Origin of the sequence: Celeribacter sp. (assembly GCF_048261515.1) — a bacterium.
In the GTDB taxonomy this organism is placed as follows: Bacteria; Pseudomonadota; Alphaproteobacteria; order Rhodobacterales; family Rhodobacteraceae; genus Celeribacter.
Window position 1 is genome coordinate 211,060 of sequence record NZ_JBLXFZ010000007.1, and the last position, 17,776, is coordinate 228,835.

At 59.5% G+C, this 17,776-nt stretch carries 18 protein-coding genes; 10 read left to right on the top strand and 8 right to left on the bottom strand.

Annotated features, from left to right (window positions below):
• Window position 1 precedes the first annotated feature (1 nt).
• The gene (locus ACN0SC_RS13780) at window positions 2-754 is read right to left on the bottom strand and encodes a glycosyltransferase family 25 protein (protein ID WP_417250257.1); all 753 of its coding nucleotides are present in this window, start codon (window positions 752-754) and stop codon (window positions 2-4) included.
• An 84-nt stretch (window positions 755-838) separates the two neighbouring features.
• A complete protein-coding gene (gene pnp / locus ACN0SC_RS13785; RefSeq protein WP_417250258.1) occupies window positions 839-2,971 on the bottom strand; it encodes a polyribonucleotide nucleotidyltransferase in 2,133 nt (710 codons plus the stop codon).
• 284 nt (window positions 2,972-3,255) lie between these two features.
• Here pnp and ACN0SC_RS13790 point away from each other — a divergent pair, with 284 nt between their 5' ends.
• Window positions 3,256-3,966: an SGNH/GDSL hydrolase family protein gene (locus ACN0SC_RS13790; RefSeq protein ID WP_417250259.1), complete on the top strand. Its 711-nt coding sequence runs from the start codon at window positions 3,256-3,258 to the stop codon at window positions 3,964-3,966.
• A 135-nt stretch (window positions 3,967-4,101) separates the two neighbouring features.
• Here the strand turns inward: ACN0SC_RS13790 and rpsO are convergent, their stop codons facing one another.
• Together rpsO and ACN0SC_RS13800 are read right to left on the bottom strand one after the other, a co-directional pair.
• Window positions 4,102-4,371: a 30S ribosomal protein S15 gene (gene rpsO / locus ACN0SC_RS13795; RefSeq protein WP_417250260.1), complete on the bottom strand. Its 270-nt coding sequence runs from the start codon at window positions 4,369-4,371 to the stop codon at window positions 4,102-4,104.
• Window positions 4,372-4,565: 194 nt separating this feature from the next.
• A complete protein-coding gene (locus tag ACN0SC_RS13800) occupies window positions 4,566-4,868 on the bottom strand; it encodes a DUF5665 domain-containing protein (protein WP_417250261.1) in 303 nt (100 codons plus the stop codon).
• 213 nt (window positions 4,869-5,081) lie between these two features.
• On the opposite strand from ACN0SC_RS13800, the gene ACN0SC_RS13805 reads away from it, so the two are divergent.
• The gene (locus ACN0SC_RS13805; protein ID WP_417250262.1) at window positions 5,082-6,080 is read left to right on the top strand and encodes a calcium-binding protein; all 999 of its coding nucleotides are present in this window, start codon (window positions 5,082-5,084) and stop codon (window positions 6,078-6,080) included.
• A gap of 20 nt (window positions 6,081-6,100) precedes the next feature.
• Here the strand turns inward: ACN0SC_RS13805 and ACN0SC_RS13810 are convergent, their stop codons facing one another.
• From ACN0SC_RS13810 to rbfA, 3 genes are read right to left on the bottom strand one after another with little or no spacing between them, the layout of a single operon-like run.
• Window positions 6,101-6,613: a DUF1643 domain-containing protein gene (locus ACN0SC_RS13810; RefSeq protein WP_417250263.1), complete on the bottom strand. Its 513-nt coding sequence runs from the start codon at window positions 6,611-6,613 to the stop codon at window positions 6,101-6,103.
• 55 nt (window positions 6,614-6,668) lie between these two features.
• A complete protein-coding gene (gene truB, locus ACN0SC_RS13815) occupies window positions 6,669-7,577 on the bottom strand; it encodes a tRNA pseudouridine(55) synthase TruB (protein WP_417250264.1) in 909 nt (302 codons plus the stop codon).
• Window positions 7,577-7,996, bottom strand: coding sequence for a 30S ribosome-binding factor RbfA (gene rbfA, locus ACN0SC_RS13820; RefSeq protein WP_417250265.1), 420 nt, complete (start codon window positions 7,994-7,996; stop codon window positions 7,577-7,579). The genes truB and rbfA overlap by 1 nt, the downstream gene beginning before the upstream one ends.
• 104 nt (window positions 7,997-8,100) lie before the next feature.
• On the opposite strand from rbfA, the gene dapB reads away from it, so the two are divergent.
• Window positions 8,101-8,910, top strand: coding sequence for a 4-hydroxy-tetrahydrodipicolinate reductase (gene dapB / locus ACN0SC_RS13825; protein WP_417250266.1), 810 nt, complete (start codon window positions 8,101-8,103; stop codon window positions 8,908-8,910).
• Window positions 8,911-8,950: 40 nt separating this feature from the next.
• On the opposite strand, the gene ACN0SC_RS13830 is transcribed toward dapB, so the two are convergent.
• A complete protein-coding gene (locus ACN0SC_RS13830) occupies window positions 8,951-9,166 on the bottom strand; it encodes a DUF1674 domain-containing protein (protein ID WP_417250267.1) in 216 nt (71 codons plus the stop codon).
• A 47-nt stretch (window positions 9,167-9,213) separates the two neighbouring features.
• Here ACN0SC_RS13830 and ACN0SC_RS13835 point away from each other — a divergent pair, with 47 nt between their 5' ends.
• The 7 genes from ACN0SC_RS13835 to ACN0SC_RS13865 all read left to right on the top strand — a co-directional run bounded on the left by ACN0SC_RS13835 (window position 9,214) and on the right by ACN0SC_RS13865 (window position 17,769).
• On the top strand, window positions 9,214-10,497 hold the full coding sequence (locus tag ACN0SC_RS13835) for an RsmB/NOP family class I SAM-dependent RNA methyltransferase (protein WP_417250268.1): 1,284 nt from the start codon (window positions 9,214-9,216) through the stop codon (window positions 10,495-10,497).
• A gap of 134 nt (window positions 10,498-10,631) precedes the next feature.
• The gene (locus ACN0SC_RS13840) at window positions 10,632-12,335 is read left to right on the top strand and encodes a heparinase II/III family protein (protein ID WP_417250269.1); all 1,704 of its coding nucleotides are present in this window, start codon (window positions 10,632-10,634) and stop codon (window positions 12,333-12,335) included.
• A gap of 29 nt (window positions 12,336-12,364) precedes the next feature.
• Complete coding sequence (gene purH, locus ACN0SC_RS13845) at window positions 12,365-13,954, top strand: bifunctional phosphoribosylaminoimidazolecarboxamide formyltransferase/IMP cyclohydrolase (RefSeq protein WP_417250270.1); 1,590 nt, start codon at window positions 12,365-12,367, stop codon at window positions 13,952-13,954.
• 31 nt (window positions 13,955-13,985) lie between these two features.
• Window positions 13,986-14,459 carry a signal peptidase II gene (gene lspA, locus ACN0SC_RS13850; protein ID WP_417250271.1) on the top strand — a complete coding sequence of 158 codons (474 nt, stop codon included), beginning with the start codon at window positions 13,986-13,988 and terminating at the stop codon, window positions 14,457-14,459.
• A 64-nt stretch (window positions 14,460-14,523) separates the two neighbouring features.
• A complete protein-coding gene (locus ACN0SC_RS13855; protein WP_417250272.1) occupies window positions 14,524-15,015 on the top strand; it encodes a DUF3035 domain-containing protein in 492 nt (163 codons plus the stop codon).
• A gap of 106 nt (window positions 15,016-15,121) precedes the next feature.
• Window positions 15,122-16,465, top strand: coding sequence for a M16 family metallopeptidase (locus ACN0SC_RS13860; protein WP_417250273.1), 1,344 nt, complete (start codon window positions 15,122-15,124; stop codon window positions 16,463-16,465).
• On the top strand, window positions 16,462-17,769 hold the full coding sequence (locus tag ACN0SC_RS13865; protein ID WP_417250274.1) for a M16 family metallopeptidase: 1,308 nt from the start codon (window positions 16,462-16,464) through the stop codon (window positions 17,767-17,769). Before ACN0SC_RS13860 ends, ACN0SC_RS13865 begins: the two co-directional genes overlap by 4 nt.
• The last annotated feature ends 7 nt before the right edge of the window (window positions 17,770-17,776 follow it).

The following is a 17,776-nucleotide window of genomic DNA, read 5'->3' on the forward strand; positions in this document are numbered from 1 at the left end:
ATCAGGAATTATCAGCCCCACGCCTGAGTGATGCGCGGTATGCCTTTGAGCGAATCTGCTTGTAGCCGGCAAGAAACATTCCCCAGAGAGATCTAATGCGGTTTCGGTTGCGCTTGATTGAGACGCGCTCCGCTTCAAGAACCGATCCCCCAAGGTCCGCAGCAACCTCAGCAACCGGGTTGGGATAAACGGACCGAACGCGAAGCCCAAACTCCCAACAGTAAAGGAAATCCTCGTCAACTGGGCGAAAGATCTTTTTGCGACGTAGGAGGCGCAGCGCCGCCTTGCGGCGAATGAGATAGCACACAGCCCCAGCTGCAGGATATTTGTAGTCAACGATCGATAAAGAGCCGAGCGGCACGCTATGCAAGATCTTCTTAGGCGCGAAATCGAACAACTTTAGTATATCCCAGTCGTCACGAGACACAGCCCGATCCAAAACTTCGCGAAAGTCAGCATCGTTTATCGACTTGAAATCATCTTCGCATATCAAGGCGACCTCCGCCCCACTATCGAGAAACGCCTGCCAAGTGCGGCGATGACCAATATAGCAGGCTATTTCTCCCTGCGTCATGCTTCTCTTGGAATAGAAGAGGTTGCTCAGAACCGAATATGTTTCTGAAATCTCCCGATCACCGAAGGTGACACCTTGCACGCAATGACAGGCCAGTCCGAGACGCTCACACTCCTCGGCAAGATGACGTCTGCGCAGCCCATCGGGCTGCTCGACGGTCAGAACAAAAGTAGTAAACATTCAAAACCTATTACAAACCTATTACTTAGAAAGAATACCCCCGCCTTGCGGCGGAGGATTCCGTTAGTCTATGGAGCCAGCCGCTCAGCCTTCTTTCGTCTCCGGTGCGATTTCTTCACCCGTTTCCTGATCGACCATTTTCATGGCCAGACGGACCTTGCCGCGATCGTCGAAGCCGAGGAGTTTGACGTAAACTTCCTGACCTTCTTTGAGCACGTCGGAGGGGTGGTTGAGGCGGCGGTTTTCGATCTGGGAGACGTGCACGAGGCCGTCACGCTTGCCGAAGAAGTTCACGAAAGCGCCGAAGTCGACGACTTTCACGACCGTGCCTTTGTAGATCACGCCTTCTTCGGGCTCTGCGACGATCGAGTGGATCATATCGTAGGCCTTTTTGATGGCGTCGCCGTTGGGGCTTGCGATCTTGATGATACCGTCGTCGTTGATGTCGACTTTTGCGCCAGAAACTTCAACGATTTCGCGGATCACCTTCCCGCCCGAGCCGATCACTTCGCGGATCTTGTCTGTGGGGACTTGCATCGTTTCGATGCGCGGGGCGTGGGCGGAGAATTCACCAGCACCAGAGAGCGACTTGTTCATCTCGCCGAGGATGTGAAGACGACCCTGCTTCGCTTGCGCGAGGGCTTTCTTCATGATCTCGGGCGTGATGCCCTGCACCTTGATGTCCATTTGCAGCGAGGTGATACCTTTTTCGGTCCCCGCCACTTTGAAGTCCATGTCGCCGAGGTGATCCTCGTCGCCAAGGATGTCGGTGAGGATGGCGAATTCGCCGTCATCTTCGAGCACCAGACCCATGGCCACACCCGCAACAGCGGACTTGAGCGGAACACCCGCATCCATCATCGAGAGCGAACCGCCACAGACGGAAGCCATCGAGGAAGAGCCGTTGGATTCGGTAATCTCGGAGACCACACGAATTGTGTAGGGGAAGTCGGTTGCGGCAGGCAGAACAGCCTGAAGCGCACGCCAAGCCAGCTTACCGTGACCGATTTCACGACGGCCCGGAGAGCCGACACGGCCCACTTCGCCAACCGAGTAGGGAGGGAAGTTGTAGTGCAGCAGGAAGTTCGACTTGTAGGTGCCCGTAAGCGCGTCGATCATCTGCTCGTCGTCACCGGTGCCGAGTGTGGTCACGACAAGACCCTGTGTCTCGCCACGAGTGAAGAGCGCCGAGCCGTGCGTACGGGGCAGGAAGCCCGTTTCGCATTCGATCGGACGCACTTCGTCGAGCGCACGGCCGTCGATCCGCTTGCCTTCTTTCACAACCGTGCCACGCAGGACGGTGGATTCGAGCTTCTTGAGTGCCGCGCTGAGGTTTGCGTCCTCAAGCTGCTCTTCGGTCAGCGATTCCTTGATGGCTTCCTTTGCGGCCGCAACAGCAGCTACACGCTCCTGCTTGTCGGTGATCGCATAGGCTTCTTTCATCGCCGTTTCGCCAGCCGCTTTCACAGCTTCGAACAGGTCCGAATAGTCAGGCGCCTGAAAGTCGAAGGGCTCTTTCGCACATTCTTCGGCCAGATCAATGATCAGGTCGATGACGGGCTGGATCTGCTCATGCGCGAAGCTCACAGCGCCGAGCATTTCGTCCTCGGTCAGCTCGTAGGCTTCCGATTCCACCATCATCACGGCGTCTTTCGTGCCTGCAACAACCAGATCAAGACGCTGATCGGGGTTCTCGCGCAGCTTGTGCATATCGTCGACGGTCGGGTTCAGGATGTATTCGCCATCCTCGTAACCCACGCGCGCACAGGCAATCGGGCCCATGAACGGAACGCCCGAAATCGTCAGAGCCGCGGAGGCCGCGATCATCGCGACAACATCGGGATCGTTGACGAGGTCGTGCGACAGAACAGTACACATCACCAGAACTTCGTTCTTGAAACCTGGTGCGAACAGCGGACGGATCGGACGGTCGATCAAACGGGCAGTCAGCGTCTCTTTCTCGGTCGGACGCGCTTCGCGTTTGAAAAAGCCGCCCGGAACTTTACCGGCGGCATAGTATTTCTCTTGGTAGTGAACCGTGAGCGGGAAGAAGTCCTGCCCAGGTTTCTGTTGGCGCGCGTAAGTCACGTTTGCCATAACAGAGGTCTCGCCCAATGTGGCGATAACGGTGCCGTCAGCCTGACGCGCAACCTTACCCGATTCCAGTGTAAGCTCTTCTTCGCCCCACTGGATGGTCTTTTTCACTTCGTTGAACATATATCGTTTCCTAGTTGGGAGCACTCCCGCCCCTGCGGGTCTCCCGTTTTGAATGGCGGCCCCATTGCCGCCGACCCCATCATCCTTACGTCACAAGCGCGGGGGTCGTCGCGCCTACGTCTCAGATGCTCTCGCGCATACATCATTGGCAAGGATTTAGCAAAACATTCGTGCCGTAGGTGGCTCTGCGGAGGCCAATCCGCCTTTGCGGCACCCTTGATCGGCACGCACGTGCGGGCTACGCCTGAATGAGCCGCGATCCTTTAGCGAAAGAGTTCTGCCTCGTGATCCAAATAGCCGCACCCGCCACTGTCTTGCGCGCCATGGCGTTTGCCTTCGCGCTCTTCGCCACCTACGCCAGCCCGCTTTGTGCCGAGACACCCCGCATTCTGATGATCGGTGACAGTATGCTCGCCTCGCACCGCGAAAAGGGGGCCGCCGTCGGTGATGCTCTGGCGGAGGCACTTGGCGAGCCTGTGCGCAATATGTCCAAGAACGGTGCGAAGGTTATCCATGCCTTACCGCTCACGGGCGCTATGGGGATGCGGATATCGGCGCAGGTCATAGAGGGCACGTGGGATTGGGTGGTGGTCAATGGCGGCGGCAACGATCTGATGTTCGCCTGCGGCTGTCGCGCTTGTGATACACGGATCGAACGGATGATCGGCGCGGATGGCGCAATGGGGAAAATTCCCGAACTGATCGCGCACCTGCGTTCCACGGGCGCACGCGTCGTCTACGTCGGCTATCTGCGCAGCCCTGGCATTGGCTCTTTGATCGAGGGATGCGCCGACGAGGGTGACACGCTTGAGGCGCGATTGGCGGCAATGGCGCGGCGCGACAGGGGGGTGTACTTCGTTCCGCTCACGGATATCGTTCCCGAGGGTGACCGCAGCTTCCACACCCGCGACCGTATCCATCCTTCAGTCAAGGGCGCGGCGGCGATTGCGGCGCGAATTGCCGATGTGATCCGAAAGGCCGACAAGACGCGCTGACGCTCGGTGTCGGTGGTGGACTTCCGCGCAATGCATGCTGCATTAACTCTTATGCGCACTGAAACCCGCCCGCCATGACGAAAAAGCGCGCCCCGAAGGACGCGCTTTCCGTAAATTCCGTATTGGAAAACCGTCTTAGCGACGGATACCCAGACGCTTGATGAGGTCTTGGTAGCGGGCTTCGTCTTTGCCTTTGACGTAGTCAAGAAGCTTACGACGCTGCGCAACCATCATCAGAAGGCCGCGACGGCCATGGTTGTCTTTTTTGTGGGTTTTGAAGTGCTCGGTGAGCGTGGAAATGCGGGAGGTCAGGATTGCGACCTGCACTTCGGGGGAACCAGTATCGCCTTCTTTGGTGGCGAATTCCTTGATCAGCTCAGCCTTCTTCTCGGCAGTAATCGACATCGGGGTCTCCTTTCATAAACAAAGGGTTATGGCGCAAGCCGGGATGTCGTCCAGCAGGGCCCTTGGAGAATCTTTCCCCGCCAATTCAAGCGGAGATGGGCGCGTATAGGCGGATTCTGCGCAAAAAGGAAGAGGTTTCGTACGCTTCGTGCGGGTGTGACGGTAGGTGCTCTTTGCGGACGGGGCCTTGGGGGCTACTGCCCCGTTTCGACACGGTCCGTTTGCACCATGATCTCGGAGGCGAGTTGTTTCGCCCATTCCCCGATGATGGGCACGACTTCCATCTGGTTGAGGACATAGCCCACGATCGACACCACGATCGACGCCCCCACAACCGAGCCAAACCCGAACATCAGCCCGCGCAGGAACTGGTACCAGAGCATCCGTGCTGTCGAGTTCTGGATGCGCAGAAACTTATGATTGTTCAATCGGTTGACCTCTTCGGTCAGCGCGTCGATTGCGGATTGCGAGGCGGGGATGTCGGTGTGTTTTGCCATGATGGTCTCATAGCAAACCCGCCTCACCCGCGCCATATCTCGTATCGGTTTCGGCATTTATGAGCGGGTGCCTTGGCCGCAAGGGACGGGGTGGAGCAGGGTGATATTCGGACTTGAAAACAGTTGTTTAGGTTAACTTTGATCTATCTTTTCCTAGGAGCCAAGCCCCGCCAAATGATATAAGAATCTCTGACTAATTTTGTGGGTGTGACTATGTTGTGGGCTCTTGCATTGCTCGGGCTTGTTCCTGCTGCCTTTACGCTTGTGGGCGACGATGGGGATGAGGGCGAAGGGGATGCTGCCGTTGATCAATCGGATGAGGCTATGTCTATGGACATGGCCACGAATGGTGATCTTCTGGAATTCGCCTATTCGGAACTTCCTGAAATTGAAGAAAATTCATGGAGTGGGGTCGAGAACGGGAACGGCGCGAATTTCGGCGATGGTATCCTTGAGGCCAATGATCCCGCCACACCCGACACGGCGGGGCCGATAGGTTCGCCCTCGGATGTGGTTCTTGGCGTCAATGACCCCGACAAACCCGATGTCGCAGGTCCTGTCGGTTCGCCTGATGATAGTGTGCTTTCGCCCAACGTGGATAAGGACGATGTCGTAGGTGACAATTCTGGCGGCATCGACGTTTACGATCTCGGCGACGACGGCGATGTCCTGGTCCTGCCCGACGACCCGCAAAGCGGGGGTGTGGCGGCCAATATCGTCGAGGAGGAAGGCGGGCTAACTTTCGATACAGATGGCACGCTCAATATCGTCAACGGTGGCAATGGCGACGACACCATAGCTCTCGGTGATGACGCTTCTGTGGTTCATGCAAATGATGGAAATGACACAATTTATGGCGGTGATGGGGCCGCGATCATGGACGGTGGCGATGGTCATGATCTGTTGTTTGCAGGTCGGGATGATGGCTCAACCTATGTCATGACGGGTGGTGCTGGGAGCGACGGATTCGGTCTGTATTTCGACGGTTCCAATGGTGCGCCAGCTGTCACCATCACCGACTATGCACACGCAGAGGATGTGATCATGATCGAGGTCGATAAAGTCACGGCCGCGCGCGGGGATATGGAGGTTACGGTTGGGGAAACCGAGGACGGATTGTCGAGCGAGGTCTTCGTGAACGGTGTCAATGTCGCGGTGGTTAACGGCGCAACGGGCCTCACGGCGGGTGACATTGTGGTCCGCGTTGCATAGCGCTCGAAACCGTTAACCTTTCAAGGCACTTCCCACAGTTCGGGTTGGGTCTCGTAAGAGATATAAAGCGGATGCTTCGGATGCCCCGCCTTCGACAGACCCAGATGATAGAGCGGTCGGCCAGTTGCGCGCAGAAGGGTCTCCATCTGCGCCCCACGGTTTAGGTGCGCACCATGCGTGCCCCAAGCGCAGATGATCTGATCGGCCCAATCGGTAAACGCCAAAATCGTGCGGTCGTTTTCGGGGCCAACGGGATCGGCGACGGCGCGCATCTTGCGTGGATCAGTGTCGCGCCACGCAAAGATATTGGTCACGCAAAAGGCCCCGAACCCCAAGGTCCGCGCACGCCGTTCGCAGCGTTCCACTGTGGGGTCGTTTTGCACTTCGGTGGCGGTGGACGGATTGAGCATGATAAACAGCGCCTTGCGCCCCGCCGCGTCCCATGTTCGCGTGAGCGAGTAACGGTAACGCTCGCAGTCGGAATAGACGGCGGTGGAGGGGGCGTCGCCCTTGGTATGGCTGCGTTCGATCATGCGCCTTTGATGACCCGAATGCGACAGGTGCGCAAGTAGACCGCATCGTTCGGCGTCAGAGGTTAAAGACCCGCGAGGGGTGAACCTCGCCCGACTTGAAACGCCCTACGGCAAGGGGCTTGCCCTCGAAAGAGACCCAGACCTCGTCGCCGTATTCCACGCCATCAGCAGGGTAAACGCCGCCAGGGTTGCCGTTCAAAAGCCGTGTCGCCCCTTCAGGTGTCGCGCGCATCATTGAGAGATCGGCGAGGCCCTCTTCGACGGGGCGCAGGTAGCTGTCGAGTTCTTCCGTGCGCGCCAGTTCCTCGACCTTTGACAAGGAGATCCCTTCAGCTGCTTCCCACGGGCCTGACCACTCACGGCGCAGCCATTCGACATGGCCGTAGCAGCCCAGAGCTTCTCCAAGGTCGCGCGCGATTGAACGCACGTAGCCACCTTTGCCACAGACCATGTCAATGATCGCGTGATCCGCGTCGGGCCGTTCGACAAAGACCATCTCATCCACGTAGAGCGGGCGGGCGGCAATCTCGAATTCCTCGTCGTCGCGGGCGCGCTTGTAGGCGCGTTCGCCGTCGATTTTGACGGCGGAGAATTTGGGCGGCACCTGCATGATGTCACCCTCGAAGGCGCGCAGAGCCTCAAGGATCTCGTCATCCGACGGTCGCGCGTCGGAGGTTGCAATTTCCTCACCTTCCGCATCGTCGGTGTTGGTCGCAATGCCGAAGCGCACCGAGAACCGATAGGACTTGAGCGCATCGGTGATGAAGGGGACGGTCTTCGTTGCTTCGCCAAGCGCGATGGCGAGAACGCCAGTTGCGTCAGGGTCGAGCGTGCCCGCGTGACCTGCCTTCTTGGCGTCAAGCGCCCAGCGGACTTTGTTAACAACTGTGGTGGAGGTTGGACCTGCGGGTTTGTCCACAACCAGCCAGCCGTGGATGTCGCGTCCCTTCTTGCGTCGCGCCATTACGCGTCCTCGTCGCTATCGTCGTCTTTGGCCAGATCGCGCTGGACACGTTCATCGGCGAACATGGCACGGGTGGCGTCCATGCGATCAAAAGTGTCGTCGAGTGCAAAGCGCATCTCGGGCGTGTGCTTGATCCCGAGGGCCTTGCCTACATGGTGACGGATCTCGCCCTTGTTCCGACGCAGCGCGAGGAGGGCCTCTTCGGCATCCTTTCCGCCGAGCGGTAGGATGAAGGCCGTAGCTACGCGCAGGTCGGGCGACACGCGCACTTCGCCCACCGTGATCGACATCGCGGTGAGAGCAGGGTCATGAATTTCACCACGGGTCAGCAGCTCGGAAAGCCTGCGACGGATCGCTTCGCCGACACGTAGGGTGCGGTGCGAGCCACTGGGCCCGCCTGAATGGGAACGTTTTGCCATGGGGGCGAGATAGTCCCGAATGCCCCCGCACGCAAGCAGACCTTTGCCAAATCGCCGCCCCCACGCTAAACCACGCCGAGAAATTCGCGAAAGGGAGACCAGCGATGAGTGATGTTCCAGGGATCGTCGTAACAGGCGCATCGGGCCGAATGGGTCAGATGGTCATCAAGACCGTGTTGGCTTCCGAGAAATGCAAACTCGTTGGCGCGCTGGAGCGGTCGGGTCACGACTGGGTCGGCGAGGATGTGGGCGAGATGATGGGCGGACAGCCCAACGGGGTGATCGTTTCAGACGACGTATTGGAAACCTTCGCTAAGGCGCAGGCGGTCATCGACTTCACTGCGCCTGCGGCCACCGTTGCATTTGCCGAGGTCGCGGCGCAGGCCAATTGCGTTCATGTCATCGGCACCACGGGCATGACAGAAGAGGATATCGCTGCGCTGGAGCCCGCCTCCCGCCACGCCACGATTGTGCGCGCGGGGAATATGTCTTTGGGCGTCAATATTCTGGTTAAGGCGACGAAGATGATCGCGCAGGCCTTGGACGAGGATTACGATATCGAGATCGTCGAAGCGCACCATAATCGTAAAGTCGACGCGCCATCGGGCACTGCGTTGATGCTTGGCGAAGCAGCGGCGGAGGGGCGCGGTGTCAGTCTGGCGGAGAAGCGCGATTCGGGGCGCGACGGCATCACTGGCGCGCGCAAGAAAGGCGACATCGGGTTTGCGGTTATTCGGGGCGGCGACATCGTGGGCGAGCATGACGTGATGTTCATCTCGGGCGAGGACCAGATCACCCTGCGCCACGTTGCCCGCGACCGTTCGCTCTTTGCCAAGGGGGCGCTCAAGGCCGCGCTCTGGGGGCAGGGGCAGAAGCCAGGTCAATACGATATGTTCGACGTGTTGGGCCTGTAACGGACCCGCGCGCGGCGGAGAGACCTGCGCTCGTGCGCGCTCAGAAATCTATCGCGAGACCCTTTTTCTCCCAATCGCCATAGCGCACAGGTTCGGGACCGTCGCGCCCACCCAATTCGATGGGCATAGCGTCGCGTTCCTTTTGTGCCTGCTTGCGGCGTTCGGCAGCCTCGATCAGCGCGCGTTGTGCGGCGGGCGGCAGATCGGATATGTCACGTCCATCTACTTCAATCGGGGTCTTGGATGGCTTGGTCATCGGGATTTCCTTGTCCGTCTGTGCATTCTGATATACGCGGAAAAGGCATGAATACAAGCTCTTCAAAAGTCGCGGGACTTGACCCGCGCCGCGCTGCGTTGGCGCTTCTCGATGCTGTAACCGTCGAAAAGCGGTTGCTGTCTGAAACACTGTCCAAACGTCTTGCTGGGCTGGAGGCCGACGACCGTGCGCGTGCGCAACGGTTGGTGGTCGAGGCTTTACGCGTGCTGGACCGCTGTGATCGAATGCTTGGGCCACATCTGTCGAAGCGCCCCGCGCCGCACGTGATGAATGCGTTGCGACTGGGAACCTTCGAGATTTGCGCGGCGGGCGAGGCGGCACATGGCGTGGTGAATGCCTATGTCGCATTGATGGATGAGCGCCCGAAGTCGCGGCATTTCAAAGGGTTGGTTAATGCGGTGCTGCGCAAAGTCGCCGACGATGCAGCGAAGTGGGACGGGCTTCCTGCGCCGATGCTGCCCAAATGGCTTCGCAAACCTCTCATTGCGGATTACGGCAAGGAGGTCGTGGCGGCGGTGGAGGCGGCACATGCTGCAGGCGCGCCGCTCGATCTCAGCGCAAAGGGGGATACAGATGCCGTGGCCAAGGCCGTGGGCGGTAAGGTTTTGCCGACGGGCTCGGTGCGGCTCGACAGCTCGGTTCAAGTGACGAAACTCGACGGATTCAAGGCGGGTGACTGGTGGGTGCAAGATGCTGCCGCTGCGCTCCCCGCGCAGGTTCTGTCCGCCAAGGCAGGTGAGCGCGTGCTCGATATGTGCGCCGCGCCAGGTGGCAAGACGATGCAAATTGCGGCGGCGGGTGCTGATGTGACCGCGCTCGACATTTCCGACAGCCGTATGAAGCGCGTGCGCGAGAACCTTGACCGGTGCGGATTAAATGCCGCGACGGTGGTGGAGGACGCTCTGGAATACGAGGGCGGGCCGTTTGATGCGATCCTGCTAGATGCGCCCTGTACCGCAACGGGCACAATCCGCCGCCACCCCGATCTTCCTTACGCCAAGGATGGCAGCGATTTTCCAGGGCTGTTCGAGTTGCAGGAGTACCTGATTGACCGTGCTTTGGGCCTGCTCAAGCCGAAGGGGCGTTTGGTCTATTGCACTTGTAGCCTGCTTATCGACGAGGGCGAGGAACAGGTGCGCGATGCATTGAAGCGGCACGAGGGGGTGTCCGTCGATCTTGATGCGTTGCGGGCTGTGGCGGGAGTTGACCCTGCGTGGATCGGCGACGAAGGCCTGCGCACGCGACCCGACTTCTGGGCCGATCAAGGGGGTATGGACGGGTTTTTCATCACCGTTTTCCGCCGCTTGTAATCTGCATCCCAGATCACCGATGACAGCGCGATTTCGGGGCGCTATCCTTGCCCGCAAAACAACGGCCCAAAATCATGGGCGAGGCAGGCGGTATGTCGCAACAGGATGATTGGCGAGCGAAACGAATTCGTCGCATGAACCGGTTTCATGCGTGGCGCGCGGCGCGGGCAAAACCTGCGACGGGGTTTGTTTCCACGCCTGAACCCAAGAGCATCGGCTCCTTTGCCAAGGGGCGGCAGTTGATCGCGGGGAATTTCCTTTTTGCGGGTCATCTGGTCGAGGCCCCCGACACGTCCATTTGGGATATCGAAGCGCCGAGTCCTGCATTCGTCGAGGAATTGCACGGGTTTGCATGGCTCGACGATCTCGCCGCCGTTGGTGATCTGAAGGCGCGCAAGCGGGCGCAGGAGTGGATCATCGGCTGGATGGAGCGTTTCGCGCGCGGTTCGGGGCCAGGATGGACGCCTGATCTGACGGGACGGCGGCTTATTCGGTGGATCAACCATGCGCTTTTCTTCCTGTCAGGGCAGGACACGCGCGTTAGTGACGACTTCTATAAAACCCTCGCACAGCAGACCATTTTCCTCGCGCGGCGTTGGCATACTGCCTCGGCGGGCTTGCCGCGCTTCGAGGCGTTGACGGGGTTGATCTATTCGGGGCTGTCGCTGAACGGGATGGAGGGGCATGTGCCCACGGCGGTGAAGGCTCTGGGGCGTGAGTGCGAGGCCCAGATTGATCGTGATGGCGGATTGCCGACGCGGAACCCTGAAGAGTTACTCGAAGTCTTTACGCTTTTGACGTGGGCGGCGACGTCGCTGTCGGAGTCGGGCAGGTTTGTCGAGGGACCGCATATGACCGCGATCACGCGGATCGCCACCACCCTACGCGCCTTGCGGCATTCGGACGGTGCTTTGGCACGGTTCCATGGCGGAGGTCGCGGGGCCGAGGGGCGGCTCGATCATGCACTGGCGACTTCAGGTAATAAGGATGCTCCGCGCGCAGGATTGCACATGGGCTACCTTCGTATGCACGCGGGGCGCACATCGGTGATTGTCGATGCCGCGTCGCCACCCGCGCAGGAGTATTCCTTTAATGCGCATGCCTCCACGTTGGCTTTCGAGGTGACATCGGGGCGCCGTCCGCTCGTCGTCAACTGTGGTGCGGGATCGAGTTTCGGGCCCGACATGCGGCGTGCAGGACGGGCCACGCCCTCGCATTCGACCTTGGGGATCAAGGGATATTCGTCCTCTCGTCTGGGCGGGCGTCGGATGATCGGCGGACACATGCGCGAATTGTTGGTCGACGTGCCCGATGACGTGCGGATCGAAATGCGCAATTCGGGAGACGACTCAGGCTTCGTTGGCGGACACAACGGTTACGTGTCGAGTCACGGTCTGACCCATATCCGCCAGATTGATCTCAGCCATGACGGGCGCGGAATAGCGGGGGAGGATACGTTGGCCACGATCACACCCGCGGACGAGAAGCGGTTTGACCGTGCAATGGATCGACTTGGGCTTCAGGGCATCCCCTTCCATGTGCGGTTCCATCTGCATCCTGACGTTGACGCGGAACTGGATATGGGTGGAGCGGCTGTGTCAATGGCGCTCAAGTCGGGCGAGATTTGGGTGTTTCGGCACGACGGACGGGCAAAATTGACGCTTGAACCGTCGGTTTATCTCGAAAAAGGGCGATTAAAGCCGCGTGCGACGAAACAAGTGGTTCTATCTGCCGCCGCAATGGATTATGCGACCCGCGTCCGTTGGACACTCGCGAAGGCGCAGGAAACACCGACGACCCTGCGCGATCTCGAGATGGACGACGAGATTCTGACCTGATTTAGGGACAACACTCTGGGGATTTCCATATGACCGATCTTGCACCCGTGAAGCGCGCGCTTCTTTCCGTTTCAGATAAAACCGGCCTTGTCGAACTGGGTCAGGCGCTTGCTGGGCGAGGGGTGGAATTGCTCTCCACGGGCGGCTCGGCCAAGACGTTGCGCGATGCGGGGCTGGAAGTGCGCGACGTGGCTGATGTCACGGGCTTTCCCGAGATGATGGACGGGCGGGTAAAAACGCTTCACCCCAATGTGCACGGCGGTCTTCTGGCGCTGCGAGACAATGCCGAGCATGTGGCTGCAATGGATGAACACGGGATCGGCGGCATCGACCTGTTGGTTGTGAACCTCTACCCGTTCGAGGCCGCCTTGGCGCGCGGTGCCGATTATGACGAGATGATCGAAAACATCGACATTGGCGGTCCGGCGATGATCCGTGCAGCGGCGAAAAACCACGGGTTTGTGACGACTGTGGTGGATGTCGAGGATTACGACGCGCTGATTGCCGAGCTTGATGCGAATGACGGTCAGACCTCCTATGCCTTCCGTCAGAAAATGGCGCAGATCGCCTATGCTCGCACGGGGGCCTATGACGCCACAGTGTCGAACTGGATGGCGGGCGCGATTGGCGAGACCGCTCCGCGCCGCCGCGTGGTTGCTGGTCAGATCAAACAGACCCTGCGCTACGGTGAGAACCCCCATCAGGAAGCCGCTTTCTACGCCGATGGTTCCGCGCGTGCGGGAGTTGCTACCGCGACCCAACATCAGGGCAAGGAACTGTCCTACAACAACATCAACGACACCGATGCAGCCTTTGAGTTGGTCGCCGAGTTTGATCCCGCCGAAACGCCTGCTGTGGCGATTATCAAGCACGCCAATCCCTGCGGCGTGGCCAAGGGCGCGACATTGCTGGAGGCCTATAAAAAGGCTTTTGACTGCGATCGCACCTCGGCCTTTGGCGGGATCGTTGCGCTGAACCAAGCACTTGATGCGGACACTGCGGCGGCGATTACCGAGATCTTCACGGAAGTTGTCATCGCCCCTGGTGCCTCTGACGAGGCCAAGGAGATTTTCGCTGCGAAGAAGAACCTGCGCCTGTTGACGACCGAGGGCCTGCCCAATGTTCTGGAGAAGCCCAGCACGATCCGTCAAGTTGCGGGCGGCTATCTGTTCCAAGACAAGGACGCGGGCTTCGTGGGTCTCGATGATCTCAAGGTTGTGACAGAAAAAGCGCCGACCGAAGAGCAGCTCAGAGATCTTCTGTTCGCGTGGAAAGTTGGCAAACACGTCAAGTCGAACGCCATCGTCTACGTCAAGGATCAGGCCACAGTCGGCGTCGGCGCGGGTCAGATGTCGCGCCTCGATTCGGCCCTGATCGCCGCGAAGAAGGCCGAACGTATGGCTGAGGCAATGGGCCTGCCCGAGCCGCTCACCAAAGGGTCCGCCGTGGCCTCCGATGCATTCTTCCCGTTTGCTGACGGTCTGCTGGAAGCCGCTGCTGCGGGTGCGTCCTGTGTCATCCAGCCAGGTGGCTCCATGCGGGACCAAGAGGTGATTGACGCCGCAAACGAGGCGGGTCTGGCGATGGTCATGACCGGAATGCGCCACTTCCGCCACTAACGCCGCCTGTAACGGCGGAGAAAGTCAGACCATGCGCCTTGCCATATGGATCGCCACCGTTTCCTTCGTGATCGACCAACTGTCGAAATGGGTGGTGGTCCATGCGCTCAACCTGCGGTCGGTTGGGGAAATCGACGTTTTTGCGCCTTATCTGGTGTTCCGTATGGCGTGGAATCGCGGCATCAACTTCGGCCTGTTTGCCGAGCATGTCGCACTTCTCCGTTGGGGCTGGGTGGCTCTGGCTGTTGGCGTGTCGCTGTGGGTCTTGAGTTGGGTGCGGCGTGAGAACCTTTCGGCACTTGGCCAGATCAGCGCAGGCCTATTGGTTGGCGGAGCGCTTGGAAATGCGCTGGATCGCGTGATTTACGGTGCCGTGGCCGACTTTCTCAACATGGGGTGTTGCGGCATCGAGAACCCCTATTCGTTCAACGTTGCCGACATCTCGATTTTCGCGGGGGCCTTCGGGTTGATCCTTTTCACAGGCAAGGATGAAAAGCGGGCGTGACCTCGCGCGCGCATTCCGCTAAACATGGCCTGAGTTACGGGAGCTAGGGGAAGTCTGCATGGGCATGAGCGCAGCAAAATCTGGGATGATCCTATTGGCGGCAGTGGCATTGACTGCCTGCGCGCCGAAGGAGACATTGCGACCTGCGGCAATCTCGGCGGGTCCTGACGAGTTTGGCGTCGTGCCAAACCGCCTGCTTGAGCCGCCCGAGGATTTCGCCTCCCTTCCCGCACCGACCCCGCAAGGTTCGAACCTCGCCGATGTCACGCCCAAGGCGGATGCGGTGATTGCGCTCGGCGGGCGTCCCGCGTCCGAGACTGGCGTTGATGGCGGTATCGTCAATTACGTGTCGCGCTACGGTGTCGACCCCAATATTCGCGCCGATCTGGAAGAAAGCGACAATCGGGTTCTCAAGTCGCGCGGGTTCTTCGCCTTCCCATGGAGCAAGAACAAATACGAACGGGCCTATCGCCGTTTCGCGCTTGATCCCTATGCCGAGTGGGAACGCCTGAGGGCAGCGGGGGTCGTTGTGCCCTCCGCCCCGCCGCAAGACTAGCGCGCGCGTCATCACATCACCGTCAGCATCGCTTGCCAGTGCCCCGCCCGCCCGCACATAGTGGGGAGCGCATTTTGCTGCGCGTCCACTGTTCAAGAGGTTTTGCATGATCCGCAGATTCGCCGCGCTTTTTGCCCTGATCGCCGCGCCGCTCATGGCGCAGGATATAACCCACACGACGCTCGACAATGGTTTGGAGGTCTATGTCTTCGAGGATCACCGTGCGTCAGTTGTCGTGCATACGGTGTGGTATCGGGTCGGGGCCGCCGACGAGCCGCCAGGAAAGTCGGGGATCGCGCACTTCCTCGAACACCTCATGTTCAAAGGCACAGATGACCTTGATGCAGGGGAGTTGTCGGCCACCGTGACGCGCAATGGCGGGTCGGACAATGCCTTCACCTCGTGGGATTATACCGCCTATTATCAACGGATTGCCGCTGATCGCCTGCCGCTCGTGATGGAGATGGAAGCCGACCGCATGCGTGATTTGGAGATGACCGAAGAGGATGTCGCAACAGAGCGCAATGTGATCTTGGAAGAGCGCAATCAACGCGCCGACAACAATCCTGGCGCGTTGTTCATGGAGCAACGCCGCGCGGCTCAATACCTCAACCACCCCTACGGCATTCCCGTGATCGGTTGGAAGCACGAGATGGAACGGCTCACCCGTAAGGGTGCTTTCGATTTCTACGCCCGCTATTACGCGCCGAACAATGCGATTTTGGTGGTTGCTGGCGATGTTGATCCCGACGAGGTGTTCGAGTTGGCGCGCCTCTACTATGGACCGCTGGAGCCGACCGAAGGGCTCACCCCGCGTCAGCGTCCGAGTGAGCCCCCACAACTCTCCGAGCGTCGCCTCACGATGAGCGATCCGCGCGTGGCCCAACCCTATGTTGCACGCAGTTATCTGGCACCCGAGCGCAATAGTGGTGATCAGGAAACCGCCGCCGCGCTTGAGATGCTGGCGGCTCTCTTGGGCGGGGCGCCGACCACCTCCGTTCTTGGACAAAAGCTCACCATCGAAGACCCCAAGGCCGTCTATGTTTCTGCTTCTTACGATGGGGCGTCGCTTGATGAAGGCACCTTCGGGTTGGTGATCGTGCCGACCCCTGATGTGTCTTTGGAAGACGCAGAAGCCGCTCTGGATAGTGCGATCGCGGAATTTCTGGAGGAGGGTTTGGATCCCGATCACTTCGCGCGACTCAAGACCCAACTGCGCGCCTCCCGTATCTACGAGCGTGACAATGTGGCCGCGATGGCGCGGCGCTATGGGGCGCAATTGGCGCTTGGTCTGACGCTGGAGGACATTGAGGCATGGCCCGACATTCTTGATGCCGTGACCGAAGACGATGTGCTCGATGCGGCGCGGATGGTTTTCGACAAACGCAAGGCCGTGACGGGGTGGCTTATGCCTGAAGCCTCTGCCGCCGATGAGGAGATGGACGGATGATCGCGCGATTTCTGACGCTTGTGACAGCAACGATTTTCGCCACCGCGCTGCACGCGGCGGTCGACATACAGGAAGTAGAAAGCGAAGGCGGCATTTCCGCATGGCTCGTGGAAGAGCACTCGATCCCCTTCACCGCACTCGAAATCCGCTTTCGCGGCGGCACATCGCTGGACCGCGAGGGCAAGCGGGGCGAGGTGAACTTGATGATGGCTCTGTTGGAAGAAGGAGCGGGTGATCTGGATGCTCAAGAGTTCGCCAAGGCACGCGATAACCTCGCTGCCAGTTTCGAATTTGATGCTTATCGTGACAGCGTATCCATCTCGGCGCGTTTTTTGACCGAGAACCGTGACGAAGCGATCCGCCTATTGCGTGCCGCGTTGGTTGAGACCCGCTTTGACGAGGATGCCATCGCGCGCGTCAAAGGGCAGGTGCAATCCGTGATCCGCAATGAGCAGACCGATCCAGGCGATATCGCATCCAATGCGTTCAACGCGAAAGCCTTCGGAGATCATCCATACGGAACCTCCGACAATGGCACGTCCGAAAGCGTTGATGCGCTGACCCGCGAGGACATGTTCGCGGCCCGTGACCGTGCCATCGTGCGCGACCGGATTTATGTTTCCGCCGTTGGCGACATCACTGCAAATGAACTGGCCGACCTGCTCGACGGGTTGCTTGGAGAACTGCCAGAGACGGGCCCCAAGCTGCCCGAGCGCGTGACCCCTGCTTTGGATGGCGGGATCGAGGTTGTGCCCTACGATACGCCGCAGTCCGTTGTGATTTTTGGTCATCAGGGCATTTCGCGCGACCACCCTGATTATATCCCGGCTTATGTCGCCAACGAGGTGGTCGGTGGGGCTGCCGAAAGCCGCCTGATGGAGGAGGTCCGCGAGAAACGCGGGCTGACCTACGGGATCGGCGCCTACCTGCTTCCTTTCGATCACTCCGAACTGGTTTTGGGTCAATTCTCGACCGCAAATGCGACGGTGGCCGAGGCCATCGATGTGGTGCGTGGCGAGTGGGAAAAGCTTGCCGCCGATGGTTTGACGGCAGAGGAGCTTGATCTTGCGAAGACCTATCTGACGGGCGCTTACGCGTTGCGGTTCGATGGAAATGCGCCGATTGCGCGGATCATGGTTGGGATGCAGATGTCGGGCCTCGACAGTGGCTATATCGCGCGGCGCAATGATCTTGTGGAGGCGTTGACGCTTGATGAGGTCAACCGCGTGGTGCGTGAGATCTATGATCCTGAAAACCTCACCTTTGTGGTGGTGGGACAGCCTGAAGGTCTCGAAACCGACTGATTTTCCG

Coding starts and splice junctions, on each gene's coding strand:
- ACN0SC_RS13780 (WP_417250257.1), bottom strand. CDS start 754: ATGTTTACTACTTTTGTTCTGACCGTCGAGCAGCCCGATGGGCTGCGC.
- pnp (WP_417250258.1), bottom strand. CDS start 2,971: ATGTTCAACGAAGTGAAAAAGACCATCCAGTGGGGCGAAGAAGAGCTT.
- rpsO (WP_417250260.1), bottom strand. CDS start 4,371: ATGTCGATTACTGCCGAGAAGAAGGCTGAGCTGATCAAGGAATTCGCC.
- ACN0SC_RS13800 (WP_417250261.1), bottom strand. CDS start 4,868: ATGGCAAAACACACCGACATCCCCGCCTCGCAATCCGCAATCGACGCG.
- ACN0SC_RS13805 (WP_417250262.1), top strand. CDS start 5,082: ATGTTGTGGGCTCTTGCATTGCTCGGGCTTGTTCCTGCTGCCTTTACG.
- ACN0SC_RS13810 (WP_417250263.1), bottom strand. CDS start 6,613: ATGATCGAACGCAGCCATACCAAGGGCGACGCCCCCTCCACCGCCGTC.
- truB (WP_417250264.1), bottom strand. CDS start 7,577: ATGGCGCGACGCAAGAAGGGACGCGACATCCACGGCTGGCTGGTTGTG.
- rbfA (WP_417250265.1), bottom strand. CDS start 7,996: ATGGCAAAACGTTCCCATTCAGGCGGGCCCAGTGGCTCGCACCGCACC.
- dapB (WP_417250266.1), top strand. CDS start 8,101: ATGAGTGATGTTCCAGGGATCGTCGTAACAGGCGCATCGGGCCGAATG.
- ACN0SC_RS13830 (WP_417250267.1), bottom strand. CDS start 9,166: ATGACCAAGCCATCCAAGACCCCGATTGAAGTAGATGGACGTGACATA.
- ACN0SC_RS13835 (WP_417250268.1), top strand. CDS start 9,214: ATGAATACAAGCTCTTCAAAAGTCGCGGGACTTGACCCGCGCCGCGCT.
- ACN0SC_RS13840 (WP_417250269.1), top strand. CDS start 10,632: ATGAACCGGTTTCATGCGTGGCGCGCGGCGCGGGCAAAACCTGCGACG.
- purH (WP_417250270.1), top strand. CDS start 12,365: ATGACCGATCTTGCACCCGTGAAGCGCGCGCTTCTTTCCGTTTCAGAT.
- lspA (WP_417250271.1), top strand. CDS start 13,986: ATGCGCCTTGCCATATGGATCGCCACCGTTTCCTTCGTGATCGACCAA.
- ACN0SC_RS13855 (WP_417250272.1), top strand. CDS start 14,524: ATGAGCGCAGCAAAATCTGGGATGATCCTATTGGCGGCAGTGGCATTG.
- ACN0SC_RS13860 (WP_417250273.1), top strand. CDS start 15,122: ATGATCCGCAGATTCGCCGCGCTTTTTGCCCTGATCGCCGCGCCGCTC.
- ACN0SC_RS13865 (WP_417250274.1), top strand. CDS start 16,462: ATGATCGCGCGATTTCTGACGCTTGTGACAGCAACGATTTTCGCCACC.